The organism is Actinoplanes sp. NPDC004185 (assembly GCF_053603475.1).
Genome location: NZ_JBSGFR010000072.1, coordinates 1 through 16,121 on the forward strand (window position 1 = coordinate 1; position 16,121 = coordinate 16,121).

Sequence of the window (16,121 nt, forward strand, 5' to 3'; positions counted from 1 at the left end):
ACCTGGAAGTTCTGCACCGCCAGCGGGTAGATGCCGCCGATCGCGACCGCGGAGATGGCCAGCAGCGCCAGGGAGACGCCGGGCCACACCAGGTTTCACCTCACCGGAGAACACCACAGCCGCCGCCGGGGCACCGCCGAGCACCGAGGCGAACGAGCCCTCCAGCGCCAGCACGGTCATGGTCGGGTTCAGCGCCTTGGAGAACACCACGAACGCGCCGCCGTGGTAGCGCGAGATCACGCAGAACACGATCGGGCCCTCGAAGTTGACGATCGCCCGGCCGATCTCGGCGCCGTACTCCAGCTGCAGCTTGCGCATCGACTCCGGGGAGCCGTCGAAGCCGGACAGGTTGGCCAGCACCACCACCGGCCGGTTGCCGGACGCCGCGTTGATCGCCCGGGCGGTCTTCTTCGACGAGCGCGGGAACAGCGTGCCCGCCGTATAGGTGTCCGGGCCGTCGGTGGGCGGGAAGCCGCGCCGCGGCACCGACCGCGACTCGATGCCGATCAGGCAGACCGGCCACCCGCCGAGGTGCACGTCCTGCACCGCGGACGTCTCCGCGTCGGCCATGCCGGCCCAGCGTTCCAGCACCGGGTGGTCCTGGTCGGCCAGGGCACGCATCACCGTACGGATGTCGAACGGCTTCTTGCGGTCCGGGTTGTGCTCGGTGGAGAAGATCTGCCCGACGGTGGCGAAGTCACTGCCGGGGAACGTGTGCGGGAACGACGACACGTCACGGTCCACCGGGTCGTCCGTACGCGCCTTGCGCGGCCCGCTCTCGCCCGGCAGGACGTACGTGTGGTCGTAGTGCGCCATCAGCACGTCGCGGGCCGCCGGCAGGCTGGGCGCCCAGTACTGCGCCTGGCCGTTCGGGCCCATCACCCGGTCGTAGCCGCCGATGCCGAAGTTGTCCTCGGCCGACACCCCGCCGGAGAAGTCCAGCGACTGCTTACCGGTGAGCACCATCGCCGAGTCCGGCGTCATCACCAGGACGCCCTTGGTGTGCATGAGCATCGTCGCCTCGGCGTTCCAGTACGGCTGGGCGCCCACGTTGATGCCCGCGACCACGATGTTGATCTCGCCGCCCTGCTGGGTGAACGTGACGATCCGCTTGAGCGCGGCCGCGACCCAGTCCATGTTCTCGGTGCCGGAGGTCATCGAGATGCGCGCGCCGGCCGACAGCGCGAACCACTCCAGCGGCACCCGCATCCGCTCGGCCAGGTCCAGCGCGGCGATCACCCGGGAGCACTCCGGCTCGGACAGTGCGCCCAGGGCCTTGGTCGGGTCACCGAGCAGCACGACCCGGGTGACGCCCTCGGCGTACCGCTCGGTCGGGGTGGTGACGACGCCGGCCACGATCGCCGCGGTGTTGCGGCCCCGGGGCCGGTCCACCGGCACGAGCACGCCGTTGTCGTCCAGGTCGTGCTCGACGAAACTGCCCTGTGGCCCGGCGAGCAGCCCGGTCAGCTCGTACGGGTAGATGTTGCCGCGCCGGGCCGCCCGCAGCACCTTCTGCCGGTAGTCGTCCAGCGGCTGCACCGGCTCGGTCGACGGCTTGTCCACGTGCAGCTGCGCGCCGTTGCCCGGATCCAGGGTGATGCGCACGGCCACCTCGGTCAGCTCGCCCGCGGCGTTGCGCTGGCGGGCCACGAACTGGACCTCCTCCAGTCCGGCCCCGGCCGAGGTCGGCAGGATGCGCTGGACCAGGGCGTTCAGCTCGTCGCTGGTGAGCTCGGTGGCCGGCCAGACGTACATCATGATCCGGTTGGTGTCGAACCGCTTGTTCGGCGGGCGCTGGGCCTGGATGTTGCGGATCGCGTCCAGGCCGGCCGTGATCGCGTCCTCCACCGCGGGCAGCGCCACCAGCCGGCCGTCGGCCTCACGCAGCGGCGTCAGGTCGCGGACCTGACCCATCGCGAACAGCCGCTCGTCGGCCGGGTTGCTCTTGGCGACCGCCTTGAACAGGTAGATCTCCTCGTCCGCCGACGGCAGCCGGGTGAGGTCGAACTCGCGCAGCCGCTGCAACTGCAGGCGCCGCGCGATCTGCGGGTGCAGACCCCGGATCAGCCTGTCCTCGGCGAAGCCGGCGCCGTCGGGCCGGAAGGTGAAGTGGTGGTGCATGACCGCGCCGCTGGTGCCGGCGACGGTCGTGGTGATCCGGCGCACGCCGGCGGGCAGGCTGCACACCGCGAGCAGCTCACCGAGCCGGACCGCCATCGCGTCGGCGTCCGGCTGGTCCTCCCAGGTGACGTAGAGGTCGGCGACCAGGCCGCGCTCGGTGACGTCGGCGGCGAGCGTGCCGACCGCGTCGAGGGCGTCCGGCAGGGCGGCGATGTCCACGGCGGTGGTGACCACGCGGGTCACCCGTTCCGAGCCGGTGTGCACGGCGGTGACGAACCGGCAGCCCGCGATGTCGCGCGCGGTCACCTCGGACAGCCCGCGGTTGCCGTAGTAGCGGCGGGTCAGCACCTCCAGCAGGGCGGCGTGGTCGCGGCCGGGCCGGCCCATGCGCTGCCCGATCAGCCGCACCAGCGGTTCCGCGCTGGCCACCATGGCCTGGATGCGTTCCGCGCGGTCGGCTGCCTCCGGGTTGGTGTCCAGGTAGCGCAGCTCCTCGCGGACCGCGGCGTAGACCTTGGCGCGGTTGCGGCGCAGCAGCGGCTGGACGAACCAGCGGAACACCACCCCGCGGGCCAGGTCGGCCACCGCGGGGAACCGCACCTGGGTGGCCTCCACGAGGTGTTCCAGGGTGAGCCCGGCCCGCTCGCTCAGCGATTCGGCCGGCGGCGGCCCGGCCAGCCACTGCCGCAGCAGCTCCGAGACCACGGCGACGTCGGTGGACATGCGCTGCTGGGCCAGGAAGATCCGGAAGACCGCGGCCTCGAGCTCCGGCGTCCGGTCCAGGTCGTCGACGCCGTAGTGGGCCAGCATCTGCCGGAGCTTGACCTGGAACGCCTCGGTGACCCCGGCGCGCTCGACGTCCAGGCTCTGCAGGTAGCTGTGGAAGTACTCGCGGGGGCTGTGCACCGGGCTGCCCGGCTCGACCTCCACATCACCGGCCGGCTTGTTGCGGCTCAGCTCCGACAGGTCGGCGAAGACGGTCAGCACGGTCAGCTCACCGGCCAGCGGCTGACCGCCGAGCTCGGCCCGGGCGGTCAGATAGCCGGTCAGCAGGCGCTTGCGGTCACGCGGGTCGGCGTCGAAGCCCAGCAGCAGGCTGCGCAGATCCTGCAGGCCCCGCTCGACGCGGTCGGCGGCGGACACGTCCGCGGGCTCGCCGGGCAGGTCCACCTCGACGGTCTCCCCGGCCCCCGCGGCCTGCGCCTCGGCGCCCTCCTCGGCCAGCGGCTCCAGGCGCATCAGCGGCGTTCCGGTCTCGACCTGGCTGCCCACCGACACCGGGCACTCGCGCACCCGGGCCCGGAACGGCGCCCGCAGCACCGTCTCCATCTTCATGCTCTCCAGCACCAGGATCGGCGCACCGGCCTCGACCTCGTCCCCGACGGCCAGCGGCGTGGCCACCACCAGCGCGGGGGCGGGCGAACGCACGACGCCGCCCTCGTCGCGGCTGACCCGGTGGGTCACCCCGTCGACCTCGACCAGGTGGATCGGGCCGTGGGTGGCCGACACCAGCCGGAACCGGTGGCCGTTGACCACGACCCGGCCGCTGTGCGCGTCGAAGCGTTCCACCTCGACGTCGGCCGGGTGCATGTCGCCGCCGCCCGAGATGCCGACCCGGAAACGCTGCCGGCCGACCCGGGCGACACTCACCCGATAGGACGAGCCGCGCAGCTTGAGGTCGAGCGGGCGGGCGATCTCGTGCTGCACCTGGGGCCGGCCGCCGTGCGCGGTGGCCAGCAGGCGCTGCCGGCTGACCTCCTCCTCGTCCTGGTACGCCTCGATCGCGGCCACGGCCAGGGCGATCGCCGAGTGCCGGTGGCTGACCAGCCGGCCCTGCGCGCGGACCCGGTCGATCCAGCCGGTGTCGGCGCTGGCGTCGATGACCTCGGGCTGGTCGAGCAGGTCGAGCACGAAGCTCTTGTTGGTGGTGCCGCCCTCGATGATGACGGTGGTCTCGGCCATCGCCCGGCGCAGCCGGCCCAGCGCCTCGGCGCGGTCCCGGCCGTACGCGATGATCTTGGCAATCATCGAGTCGAAGTCGGCCGGGATGGTGTCGCCCTCGCTGACGCCGGTGTCCACGCGGATGCCGGGCCCGGCCGGCAGCACCAGCCGGGCGATGCGGCCCGGTGACGGGGCGAAGTCGCGGTCCGGGTCCTCGGCGTTCAGCCGGGCCTCGACGGCATGGCCGGACTCGGCCGGCTGCGGGCCGGTCAGGCGCCCGCCCCCGGCCACGTGCAGCTGCAGCCGGACCAGGTCGGTGCCGGTGGTGAGCTCGGTGATCGGGTGCTCGACCTGCAGCCGGGTGTTGACCTCCAGGAAGGCGAACAGCTTCTCGCCCGGGTGGTAGAGGAACTCGACAGTGCAGGCGCCGCGGTAACCGACCGCCACGGCCAGCCGCTCGGCCGAGGTCTTGAGCTCGGCGGTCTGCTCCGGCGAGAGCACCGGGGAGGCCGACTCCTCGATGACCTTCTGGTTGCGCCGCTGCACCGAGCAGTCGCGCACCCCCAGCGCCCACGCGGTGCCCTGCCCGTCGGCGATGACCTGCACCTCGACGTGGCGGGCGCCGGTGACCAGGCGCTCCAGGAAGACGACACCGGAGCCGAACGCGCGCAACGCCTCCTGGCTGGTGCGCTCGTACGCGTCGGCCAGGTCCTCGCCCGAGGCGACCATCCGGATGCCGCGCCCGCCGCCCCCCGCGGTGGCCTTGAGCATCAGCGGATACCCGATCCGGTCCCCGGCGCGCAGGGCGTCGGAGAGCGTGGCGACCTCGCCGCGGCTCCACGGCGCGACCGGGACGCCGACCTCCTCGGCGATGAGCTTGGCGCCGATCTTGTCGCCGAGCTTGCGCATCGCGTCCGCGCTGGGCCCGACGAAGGTGACCCCGACCTTCTCGCAGAGCTCGGCGAACGCCGGGTCCTCGGCGACGAAGCCCCAGCCGACCCAGGCCGCGTCGGCCCGGGTCTCCACCAGCGCCCGCTCCAGCACGGCGAGATCGAGATAGGGGCGCGCGGCGGCCGGACCCAGCAGGTACGCGTGGTCGGCCTCGCGGACGAAGGTCGCGGTGCGATCGGCATCGGTGTAGAGGGCGATCGTCTCGATCCGCGTCCCGGTTTCGGCAGAAAGATCCCGGACAGCGTGGATGAGCCGCATCGCGGCCTCTCCACGGTTGACGATGGCGACACGACTGAACACCGGCTGAGCCTCCCAAGCACAACGCACAGAAGGCGACGTCCGGGTCCCGGAGCGCCGCCTCCACCTGATCTCTACCCTGCTTGATTACCGACGGGTACAACAATGCCGGGATCACGCATGCCGGAGCCCGGCTTTTGTGGGAACCCCACAAAAGCGCTTGGACTCGGGGCGTCACAGGGTGCGTAAAGCCTCCGCCGGGGAGAGTCGGGCCGCCCGGGCCGCCGGGTACAGCCCGGCCAGCGCACCGACCAGCAGCGCCGCGCCGAGGCCGGCCGCGAGCCCGGCCGGTGGTATCGCCACCGGATCACCGCCGAGACGCGCGGCCACCGCGGTGGCCAGCACGCCCAGCGCGATCCCGAGTACTCCCCCGATCGCCGCCAGCAGCGTCGACTCCAGCAGGAACTGCGCGGCGACGTGCCGGCGGCGGGCGCCCAGCGCGCGGCGCAGACCGATCTCGCCGCGGCGTTCCAGCACCGAGATCACCATGATGTTGGCGATGCCGACCCCGGCGATCAGCAGGGCGATGCTGCCCAGCCCGAGGAACAGTCCGACGAAGGTGCCCTTGGCCGCGATCCGCGCGACCAGCAGGTCCGACGGGCGGCGGACCTGGACGTCCTGGTCACCGTCCGGGACGGTGGTGGCGGTGAGCACGGATGCCACCGCGGCCACCTGGTCCGGGTCGGCGCGCAGGTAGATGCGGCTCGGCCCGCCGGTACGCCCGAACATCTCCTCGGCGTTGCGGAAGCTGATCAGCGCCGCGACGTCGAGCTCCGGCGCGACCGCCACCGGCGCCAGCACACCGATCACGGTGAAGTGGTGCTCGCCGAGGTAGACCTGCGTCGGGACAGCCAGGGAGCCGATGCCCAGGATCCGGGCCGCCTCGTGGCCCAGCACGGTCAGCGGGTACCGGTCCGCCGCCGGATCGAGGTAGCGGCCGAGCAGCAGTTGTGCCGAGACGGCGGCCGGCAGGGAGGGCTGCGCGGCGAGCACGTTCATGCCGCCGGTCTGCTCGGCCGGGATTGCCGCGCTACGCCGTACGGTCACGTTGCGGACGCTGCCCACGGCCGTGACCGTCCGGACCGGCGGGATGCGGGCGATCATCGGCTCGGCGGTGACCGGCAGCGGCACCTCGCGTCCGTCGACCGACTGTCCGGACGCCACGGTCAGCATGTTGCCCTGTTCGCCGAGCTGGGTGATCAGGTCGGCCTTGGCCGACTCGGCGATGCCGAGCACGGCGACCACTGCCGCGATCGCGATGGCGATCCCGAGGGCGGACAGCGCCGAGCGCACCCGCCGGGCCCGCAGTCCGACGGTGGCCAGCGTGATCGCGTCGGGCAGCCGCAGGTGCGAGGCCATCAGGAGTCCTCTCCGGACGCCGGCCGGGGCCCGCTGTCGGCGACGATCCGGCCGTCGCGCAGGTGCACCTGCCGCCGCATGGCCGCGGCGACGTCGGCGTTGTGGGTGATCAGGACGACGGTGGTGGCGTCGCCGGCGAGCCCGGCGAGCAGCTCGGTGATGCCGGCGCCGGTGACCGAGTCGAGGTTGCCGGTCGGTTCGTCGGCCAGCAGCACGGCCGGCCGGCCCACGACCGCGCGGGCGATAGCGACCCGTTGCCGTTCACCGCCGGACAGCTGCCCGGCGCGGTGCCGGATCCGGCCGGCCAGACCGACCTGGGCCAGCGCCTCGGCGGCGTGCGCCCGCCGGGCGGCGGGCGGCATGCCGCGGTACAGCAGCCCGGTCGCCACGTTGTCGAGCACGCTGAGGTGCTCCAGCAGATAGAACTGCTGGAAGACGAAGCCCAGGCTGGTGGCGCGGACCTCGGACAGCCTCGGATCGGACAGCGCGGAGGTGTCGGTGCCGGCGATCCGGACCGTACCGCTGGTGGGACGTTCCAGGGTGCCGAGGATGCTCAGCAGCGTGGACTTGCCGGCACCGGAGGCGCCGGTGACGGCCACCGTCTCGCCCGCGCCGACGACGAGGTCGATGTCGGCGAGCGCGGTGACGGTGGACGGTGGCGGATACACCTTGCTCACCGCGGAGAGCTCCAGGGCGGCGGTCATGTCGCCGGCACCTCCACCGTGGCGCCCTCGCGCAGGCCGGCCCCCTCGACCTGGACCAGGGTGTCGGAGAACAGGCCCGGGGTGACCCCGATCAGCTGCCGGGTGCCGCCGTCGAGCAGGTAGAGGCCGTACCCGCCGCCGGCCAGCGCGACCAGCGCGGTGACCGGTACGGCCAGCACCCCCCGGGCCGACCCGTTGACCACGCCGACCTCGACCGGCGCCTGGTCGAACCGCGCCCCGGCGACCTGGCGGCCGAGGGTGACCGTGGCCGCCACCGACGGCATCTCGTTGCCGCGGCCGACCTCCTGCTCACTCGGCGCCGACGCCACGGTGGACAGCTGGCTGACCCGGCCGGGCACCGTGTCTCCGTCGGGGAGGGTGACGGTGACGGCGTCGCGCAGACGGATGAGATGGCTGTCGGTCACCGGCACCGCCAGGGTCACCCCTACCGTCGGCGACGTACCGGACAGCACCGCGCTCCCGGTCTCGCCGGCCACCGGCCCGCCGACCCGCGCGGTAACGGTCGTGACCCGCAACTGTCCGGGCTGGATGGTGACCGCGCCCAGCGCCAGCCGGCCGGTGACCGGCTGATGCGTCGCCCGCTGCCAGCGGCGCAGCGCGGCGGCGGTCGCCGCGGTGAACGTGCCGTCGACGGTGAGCCGGGCCGTCGTGGCGTGCCCGAGCGCGACGAGGTTCCGCTCCACGGCCCGCACGTCCGGCCCGGCGGTGACGCCGAGGCCCAGCGGCCGCCAGGCGGGCCGGTCGCCGTAGAAGAGCCGGACCGGCCGGTTGTCCACCGCGAACACCCGATCGCCGCGCCTGATCACCCGGCCCGGCTCCGGCATCCACGTCACCGTGCCACCGGCCTGCGGCCAGTACACGGCGTACGAGCCGGTGTAGCCGAGCGTCCCGGGGACCCGGGTCGTCGTGGACAGGTCGGTACGGGTCACCGTCGCTGTGCCGGTCGGCACCCCGGCAGTGGCGGGCGCCGCCGGAGCGTCGCGCAGCCACCAGCCTGCGCCGGCGGTACCGGCCACCACCAGCGCGGCCCCGCTGAGGACGGCCCGCCTACGCATTGCCGAGGTTCCCGAGACTCGACATCGCCGCCTCCTCGTCCAGGACGCTGCGACACGCCTCCAGCGCCCGCCGTACGGTCGGGTCCTGTTTGCCCCCGGCCGGGATGCCGGCCGGATCGAGCCCGAACCCCTTGCCCGGCGCGAACCGGCTGTCGACCGTGGGGTCCTTGACCTTGGGCAGGCCGTTCGCACGCAGGCACTGCGCCGACTTGACGCCCGCCTGGATCAGCCTGGGCGGCGGCGGGCCCTGGTCCCGCATCGAGAACGTCGCCGCCCGGATGAGGTCACCGCACGCCGCCTCGATCGCGGTCATCTGTGGCTGCTCCACGTCGCGCAGCGCAACGTCGTCGGTGTAGACGTAGCCGTCCGCGGTCAGCAGCGGATCCTGGTAGCGCGGCGCGCCGTGCTCCCGGATGCACTGAGCTGCGGCGTGCAACCTGGCCCGGCGTCTGGCGCTGCTGTCACCACCGACCGCGTTCGGATTCTGCTGTTCACCCGTTCCCTCACCGGTGCCGGCACTGCCGCCGACAGCCAGCCGCGGCACGGTGGGCGTGGCCGGCTCGTCGCTGCACGCGCCGGCTGTGCTGAGACCGGCCAGCGCGGCACAGACCGCGGCGGCCACCCGGTAGCGCTTCATCACAAACCCCGTTCGTCGGATCCGCAGGACGCCGCCAGGTCTACCGGCCCGCCGATGACATCAGCGCTACGCGCGCTGTCGGACCGATGTCATGTCCCGGGGAGCACAATGTCGGCATGCGCGTGCTGGTGGTCGAGGACCACGTCACGCTGGCCACCCGGATCGGCGAGGGGCTGCGCGACGCGGGGATGGCAGTCGACGTGGTGCACGACGGTGCCGCGGCGCTCGGTGGCGCCGCCGGCACGGACTACGACGTGATCGTGCTGGACCGGGACCTGCCCGTGGTGCACGGCGACCAGGTGTGCCGGTCGCTGGCCACCGGCGGTAGCGCCCGGATCCTGCTGCTGACGGCGGCCACCACGGTCGGTGACCGGGTCGACGGGCTGGAGCTGGGCGCCGACGACTACCTCGGCAAGCCGTTCGCCTTTCCCGAGCTCGTCGCGCGGGTCCGGGCGCTGGCCCGCCGTACCCCCTCGGCACCGCCGCTGGTCCGCCGGGGCGACCTGACCGTGGACCGGGCCCGGCACCGGGCCGACCGGGCCGGGCGGGCCCTGTCGCTGACCCGTAAGGAGTTCGGTGTGCTGGAGATGCTGGCGGCCGCCGACGGCTCGGTGGTCAGCGCCGAGGAGCTGCTGGAGCACGTCTGGGACGCCCACGCGGACCCGTTCAGCAATGTCGTGTCGGTGACCCTGGCCCGGCTGCGACGCAAGCTCGGCGCCCCGCCGCTGATCGAGACCGTGGTCGGCCGGGGCTACCGCCTGTGACCGCCACCCGGCGTGCGATCCGGCCCCGGCTGACCGTCCGGGTCCGGCTCACCCTGCTGTACACCGGGCTCTTCGCCGCCTGCGGAATGATCCTGGTGGCGATCACCTACGGCCTGCTCGCCGGCAACCTGCCCCAGCCGGGCGATCCCAGGACCGGGGTCAGCTCGGCCGACGGGAAAGTGGTCTCCACGACCGCGCTCGCCGAGGCGTGCGCGAAGGCGACGACCGGCGCCACGGCCGAGCCGGGCCTGGCCGCCAAGTGCAAGGCGGCGTACCAGGAGGGCATCCTCGAGGGGGCGAGTACCCAGCAGCAGGCGACCCTGGACCAACTGCTGCGCTATTCACTGGGCACGCTCGCGGCGGTGACGCTGCTGGCGGCAGTGGCCGGGTGGATCGTCGCCGGCCGGGTGCTGCGCCCGGTGCACCGGATCACCGCGGCGGCCCGCGACGCCTCCGAGGACCACCTCGCGGCCCGGGTGGCGTTGACCGGCCCGCACGACGAGCTGCGCGAACTGGCCGACACGTTCGACGCCATGCTGGACCGGCTGCAGACGGCGTTCGAGGGCCAGCGCCGCTTCATCGCCGACGCCGGCCACGAACTGCGCACCCCGCTGACCGTCATGCGGACCGCCGTCGACGTGGTGCTGGCCAAACCGGAACCGACCCGGGCCGAGCTGATCGGCATGGGCCGCGACGTCCGGACCGCCGTCACCCACGCCCAGGCCCTGATCGACGCGCTGCTCACCCTGGCCCGCACCGACCGCGGCCAGATCGGCCGGGAGGCGGTCGACCTGGCCACGGTCACCGAGGACGCGATCGACGCCGCGGCACCCACCCCCGGCCCGGCGACGCTGCACACCTCCCTGGCCCCGGCCCCGACCAGCGGCGACCCGATCCTGCTCGAACACCTCGCGGCGAACCTGGTGGACAACGCGGTGCGCTACAACGTCCCCGGCGGCGCGGTGTGGGTGAGCACGGCCAGCGCCGACGGCCGGGCGGTGCTGACGGTGGACAACACCGGGCCGGTGATCGCGCCGGAGGCGGTCGAGACGCTGTTCGAGCCGTTCCGGCGGCTGCGGGAGCGGACCGGGGACGGTGGATTCGGGCTGGGACTGGCGATCGTGGCATCGATCGCGGGCGCGCACGGCGGGGAGGCGGTGGCCGGCGCGAGGCCGGGCGGCGGCCTGAGCGTGACGGTCAGCCTGCCCACTCGTACGCTCTAAAGCCCGTCGGCCACCGTGGAGGGCGCGGCCCGGCCGGTCCTCAGTTCGCGGGCGATGACCGTCAGCAGGTGCTGGGCACTGACCGGCTTCTGCAGCAGGACCGCCCCGGCCGGCAGGGTGCCGCGCGCCGCCAGGATGCTCTCCGCGTAGCCCGACATGTACACCACCCGGAGTCCCGGCCGGTCCCGGTGCACCGTGGCGGCCATGTCCGGCCCGGGCATGTCGGGCAGCACCACGTCGGTCAGCAGCAGGTCCAGCCCGTCGGCCGCCGCGGCCAGCGTCAGCGCTTCGGCGGCGGTGCGCGCCGACCGGACCCGGTAGCCGTTGCGGTCCAGGACCCGCTCGGTCAACGCGCGCAGCCCCTCGTCGTCCTCCACCAGCAGGATCGTCTCGCCGGCGCCCGGCCGTACCCGTGCCGACGTGCGGGCCGCCGGGCCCGCCGGCTGGTCGGTGACCGGCAGCAGCGCGGCGATGGTCGTGCCGTGGCCCAGCTCCGAGTACAGCTGGGCGTGCCCGCCGGCCTGGGCGATGATGCCGTAGATCGTGGCCAGCCCGAGCCCGGTGCCCTGGCCCTTGGGTTTGGTGGTGAAGAACGGCTCGAAGGCCCGTTCCAGCGTCTCCCGGTCCATGCCGGTGCCGGTGTCGCTGACCGCCAGCCGCATGTACTGCCCGGTGCGGACGCCCGGATGCTGCGCCGCGTAGTGCTCGTCGACCGTGACGGCGTCGGTGTCGATGGTCAGGGTGCCGCCGTGGGGCATCGCGTCGCGGGCGTTGACGGCCACGTTGACCAGCACCTGTTCCAGCCGGCCGACGTCGGCCAGCACCGGCGCCGGGTCCTCGGTGAGCCGGGTGATCAGCGCGATGTCCTCGCCGAGGGTGCGGCGCAGCAGCTTCTCCACGTCCGCCACCACACTGTTGAGGTCCAGCGGGGTCAGTTCGGCGACTGTGTCGGCCCGCGCGAACGCCAGCAGCTGTCGGGTGAGGCCCGCGGCCCGGTCGCCCGCCGCGACGATCTGCAGCAGGTCGTCGTGCAGCCGCGCCCACGCCGGGTCGCGGGCCGCCAGCTCCTCGACGTCAGCGGCGGACATGCCCGCGTAGCCGTTGATGATGCCGAGCAGGTTGTTGAAGTCGTGCGCGATGCCGCCGGCCAGCTGCCCGAGGCTCTCCAGCCGTTCCGACTGGCGCAACCGCTGGCGCAGGTGGTGCCGCTCGGTGACGTCGTCGACGACGGCGCACCGGACGGTGCGCCCGGCGAAGGTGGTCAGGTGGGAGGTCACCTCGACCTCGGTCACTCTGCCGTCGTGCTTGCGGTGCCGGCGGGCCCGGCAGCGTTCGACCGGCGCGGCCGCGGCCAGCTCTTCCCGTACGGCGGCAGCGTCATCAGCCGGGCAGAGGTCGGTGACCACGGCGCTGAGCAGGGCTTCCCGGTCCAGGCCGAAGTAGTGCACGGCGGCGTCGTTGACCGCCACCACGGCCAGCGTCTCGACGTCGACCAGGTAGATCGGATACGGGTTGGCGTCGAACAGCTGCCGGTAGTTGCGTTCGTGCTCGCGGGCCAGCTCCTCGGCCCGGCGCCGCTCCCTCAGTTCCCGGTCGACGGCGGCGAGCAGGCCGGCGAACTCGGTGCCGAGATCACTGACCTCCCGCGGGCCCGTGACAGTGACCGCGGGCTCGAGGTGACCGCTGGTCGCGGCGGCCCGGACGGCGGTGCGCAGCCGGCCGATGGGCCTGGTGATCCGGCGGTACACCAGCAGCGTCGCCAGCAGGCCGGCGAGCAGTCCCACGGCGGTGATCCCGGCCTGGCGGCGGGCGAGCCGGTGCGCTGCGGCCAGGGCGGCGGACCGGTCGGCGCCCGCGTACACCCGCCAGCCCGGGCCGGGGACGGTGCTGGACCCGTACACCCGGCGCAGCCCGGCCACGTCGGTGCCGGCGCCGGATCCGCCGGTGAAGCCGCTGGCCCGGACGGCGGTGCCGGCCCAGCGGCCGGCGTCGGGCCACCGGGTGATGACGGTGGCGCCGTCGCCCGTAGTGAGCAGGAACTCCAGGCCGCGGGCCCCGCCGAAGGTGCCGCCGGCCGCGGCGGCCAGCCCGATCAGGTCGACGAAGGCGACCACCATGCCGCGTCCGGCCATGGGCGCGGACAGGAGCACGGCCGGGCGGCCGGTGCGGTCGTCGGTCACCGGTCCGACCGTGCCGGGCGTACGGGCCGCAGCGGCCACCCACGACGCACCCTGGTACGCGACCGCCTCGACCTCCCCCGGCGGTTGCGAGGAGCACACCACCGAGCCGTCGCCGCGCAGCACGTCGAGGTGGCCGTCCTGCGGCCCGCCCAGCGAGAACGACAGCCGGCAGGCCTCGGGCTCGTCGAACACGGAGGCGGCGCCCGGGCTGGTGGCGACCGCGTCGACGCTCGAGCGGACGCCGGCCAGGTTGCGCCCGAGCTGCTCGGCGGCCTTGCCCGCACCGAACTCGGCGTCGGCCCGGGCGGCGGAGAGGCCGTCGTGCTCGGCGCTCTCCCAGCCGAAGCCCAGCGCGACGGTGGCCGCCAGCACGAACAGCGCCAGCAGCGCGCCGAGGTACGACCGCAGCGGCATCGGGCTCTTCGTCAGCTTCCGGGGCACCGCTGCCTCGACTTCCCGGCCCGCGACTTCCCGGCCCACGACGGCGGCACCGGAACCGCCGAACGACGAAAGCGACATTACCGCCAGCCCGCATACGGGTCCGGGACTCGACGAGATTGCTCCCCACGGCCCGGCACCCGGCCGAATCGGCGATAACCCCACGGCCCCCGAGAGGTTGGCCGAAGCTGAAGGCGACCGGACAGTGCGGCAACCGACCGAGGAGAGAACGTGGCGCGTGGCAGCGGGTGGGGCTCGGCGTTCGACAATCGTTCGCTGCGGACCAAGATCGGGGCGGCCGTGCTGGTCGCGACGGCCATGGGCGTGATGATCGCGGCGATCTCGCTGCAGACCCTCTACCAGATGAGCGACACCTCGATCGCCGCGCAGCGCGAGAACCTCACCGTGCTGAAGGCGTCCTCGGCCGTGGGGCAGAATTTGGAGAGCTTCGTCGGGTCGACCAGCGCGATGAAGGCGTACCCGGCGATCGCGGCCGAGATCGGCAAGGGGATGGCCGAGCAGCAGCAGGCCATCGACACCGGGTTGCAGGTGCTGGCGGCCAACCTCAGTGACGCCCCCGGCCAGGCCGTGGTCACCCGCATGCAGACCGACTGGGACACGTTCAAGACCTTCATCACCGGCGTCTCCAGCGTCTCCACGCCGGCCGAGCAGGCCGCCGGGCTGGCCAAGTTCACCGAGCTGCACGACGCCCTGCTGGCCGACCAGGCCCAGGTGGAGAAGTACGTCTCCGACCGGGTGTCCACCCAGATCGCGGCCGCCGAACAGCGCAAGAGCGACGCGGTACGCACGGTCGTGATCCTGCTCGTGGTGGGCGTGGTCATCAGCCTGTACCTGGGGATGCGGGTGGCCAACCGGGTCCGCCGCGCGGTGGCCGGCGTCTCGCACGCCGCGGCCGGGCTGGCCGACGGTGACCTGACCCGTACCTGTGACGTGCGGGAGCGCGACGAGGTGGGCCGGATGGCCGCCCTGCTGGACCGCGGCATCGGCCGGCTGCGGCAGGACATCGTCCAGCTGGCCGGGAACGCGACCACCCTGCAGAACTCGGCCGTACAGCTGACCGCGGTCTCCGGAGCGGTGGGCTCGGCCGCCGCCGAGGCGTCCGTGCAGGCCGGGTCGGTCGCCTCGGCGGCCGACGTGGTCTCGAACAACCTGCAGATCGTCTCCACCGGCTCGCAGGACGTGGGCGCCTCGATCCGGGAGATCAGCGCGTCGACCTCGGAGGCGACCGGCGTGGCGGCCAAGGCCGTCGAGGTGGCCGCCGCCACCAACGCCACCGTCGCACGCCTGGGCGAGTCGTCCACCGAGATCGCCACCGTGGTCAAGGTCATCACCGCGATCGCCGAGCAGACCAACCTGCTGGCGCTGAACGCGACGATCGAGGCCGCCCGCGCGGGCGACGCCGGCAAGGGCTTCGCGGTGGTCGCGAGCGAGGTCAAGGACCTGGCCCAGGAGACCGCGAAGGCCACCGAGGACATCGTGCGCCGGGTGGAGACGATCCAGTCGGACACCTCCGGCGCGGTGGCGGCGATCGGCGAGATCAGCGCGATCATCGAGCAGATCAACGGCATCCAGGTGACGATCGCGTCCGCGGTGGAGGAACAGACGGCCACCACCCAGGAGATGAACCGCACCCTCTCGGAGGCCGCCGACGGCGCCGGGAACATCGCGGCGACCATCGCCGGGGTCTCGGACGCCACCCGGCGTACCACCGACACCATCGGCGAGACCAGCCAGGCCGCCGCCGAGCTGGCCGTGATGTCCCGGCAACTGCAGGATCTGGTGTCGCGCTTCCGTTACTAGCGATGTTGTAGCGTCCGGTCCATGCCGTCGTCCGCCAGCCCGCGACGGTACGTGATCACCGGGGCGCCCGGGGCCGGCAAGTCGACCCTCCTTCAGATATTGCGCGAGCGCGGTTACGCCGTGGTCGACGAGGCGGCCACCGACGTCATCGCCCGCGAGCAGGCCCACGGCAGCGCCGAGCCGTGGCGCGAGGAGAACTTCATCGCCGCGGTGGCCCAGCTCCAGCACGAACGCCAGGAACTCCCGCCGCCGGCCGGCACCACGGTCCAGTTCTTCGACCGGTCACCGCTGTGCACGCTCGCGCTCGCCCGCTACAGCGATCGGCCGGTGCCGCCGTCGTTGGCGAGCGAGGTCGCCCGCGTCGTCGCCGAGGGCGTCCACCGGCCGCGGGTCTTCTTCGTCCAGCTGCTCGGATTCATCACCCCGACGGCGGCCCGCCGGATCAGCTATGCGGATGCGGTCCGGTTCGAGCGTTTCCACGAGCAGGTCTACCGTGAGCACGGCTTCGCCCTGGTGGACGTGCCGGCCGGGCCGCCGGACCAGCGGGCCGACCTGATCGTCCGGGCCGTCGCGGGAGACGGCTGAGCCCGCTCTCCCGGGATTTCACCA

General features: G+C 73.4%; 9 protein-coding genes and 1 pseudogene. 4 read left to right on the plus strand and 6 right to left on the minus strand.

Annotated features, from left to right (window positions below):
- Window positions 1-153: 153 nt before the first annotated feature.
- From ACWEOZ_RS41005 to ACWEOZ_RS41025, 5 genes and pseudogenes are all read right to left on the minus strand, one after another.
- A pseudogene (locus tag ACWEOZ_RS41005) lies at window positions 154-5,271 on the minus strand (ATP-binding protein); the annotation flags it as partial.
- Between the two features lie 213 nt (window positions 5,272-5,484).
- Entirely contained in the window at window positions 5,485-6,669 is a 1,185-nt protein-coding gene (locus tag ACWEOZ_RS41010) for an ABC transporter permease (protein WP_451916082.1), read from the minus strand.
- Window positions 6,669-7,373 (minus strand): ABC transporter ATP-binding protein, encoded by a 705-nt coding sequence (locus ACWEOZ_RS41015; protein ID WP_451916083.1) that lies wholly within the window; start codon window positions 7,371-7,373, stop codon window positions 6,669-6,671. Before ACWEOZ_RS41015 ends, ACWEOZ_RS41010 begins: the two co-directional genes overlap by 1 nt.
- The gene (locus tag ACWEOZ_RS41020) at window positions 7,370-8,449 is read right to left on the minus strand and encodes a peptidoglycan-binding protein (protein ID WP_451916084.1); all 1,080 of its coding nucleotides are present in this window, start codon (window positions 8,447-8,449) and stop codon (window positions 7,370-7,372) included. Before ACWEOZ_RS41020 ends, ACWEOZ_RS41015 begins: the two co-directional genes overlap by 4 nt.
- A complete protein-coding gene (locus ACWEOZ_RS41025) occupies window positions 8,442-9,086 on the minus strand; it encodes a hypothetical protein (RefSeq protein ID WP_451916085.1) in 645 nt (214 codons plus the stop codon). The genes ACWEOZ_RS41020 and ACWEOZ_RS41025 overlap by 8 nt, the downstream gene beginning before the upstream one ends.
- Before the next feature lie 116 nt (window positions 9,087-9,202).
- On the opposite strand from ACWEOZ_RS41025, the gene ACWEOZ_RS41030 reads away from it, so the two are divergent.
- Together ACWEOZ_RS41030 and ACWEOZ_RS41035 are read left to right on the plus strand one after the other, a co-directional pair.
- Entirely contained in the window at window positions 9,203-9,850 is a 648-nt protein-coding gene (locus ACWEOZ_RS41030; RefSeq protein WP_451916086.1) for a response regulator transcription factor, read from the plus strand.
- Complete coding sequence (locus ACWEOZ_RS41035; RefSeq protein WP_451916087.1) at window positions 9,847-11,073, plus strand: sensor histidine kinase; 1,227 nt, start codon at window positions 9,847-9,849, stop codon at window positions 11,071-11,073. Before ACWEOZ_RS41030 ends, ACWEOZ_RS41035 begins: the two co-directional genes overlap by 4 nt.
- Here ACWEOZ_RS41035 and ACWEOZ_RS41040 read toward each other — a convergent pair.
- Entirely contained in the window at window positions 11,070-13,772 is a 2,703-nt protein-coding gene (locus ACWEOZ_RS41040; RefSeq protein ID WP_451916088.1) for an ATP-binding protein, read from the minus strand. The genes ACWEOZ_RS41035 and ACWEOZ_RS41040 overlap by 4 nt on opposite strands.
- 150 nt (window positions 13,773-13,922) lie before the next feature.
- Here ACWEOZ_RS41040 and ACWEOZ_RS41045 point away from each other — a divergent pair, with 150 nt between their 5' ends.
- Entirely contained in the window at window positions 13,923-15,512 is a 1,590-nt protein-coding gene (locus ACWEOZ_RS41045; RefSeq protein ID WP_451916089.1) for a methyl-accepting chemotaxis protein, read from the plus strand.
- Between the two features lie 21 nt (window positions 15,513-15,533).
- Window positions 15,534-16,097, plus strand: a complete 564-nt coding sequence (locus tag ACWEOZ_RS41050; protein WP_451916090.1) for an AAA family ATPase — start codon at window positions 15,534-15,536, stop codon at window positions 16,095-16,097.
- Window positions 16,098-16,121 lie beyond the last annotated feature (24 nt).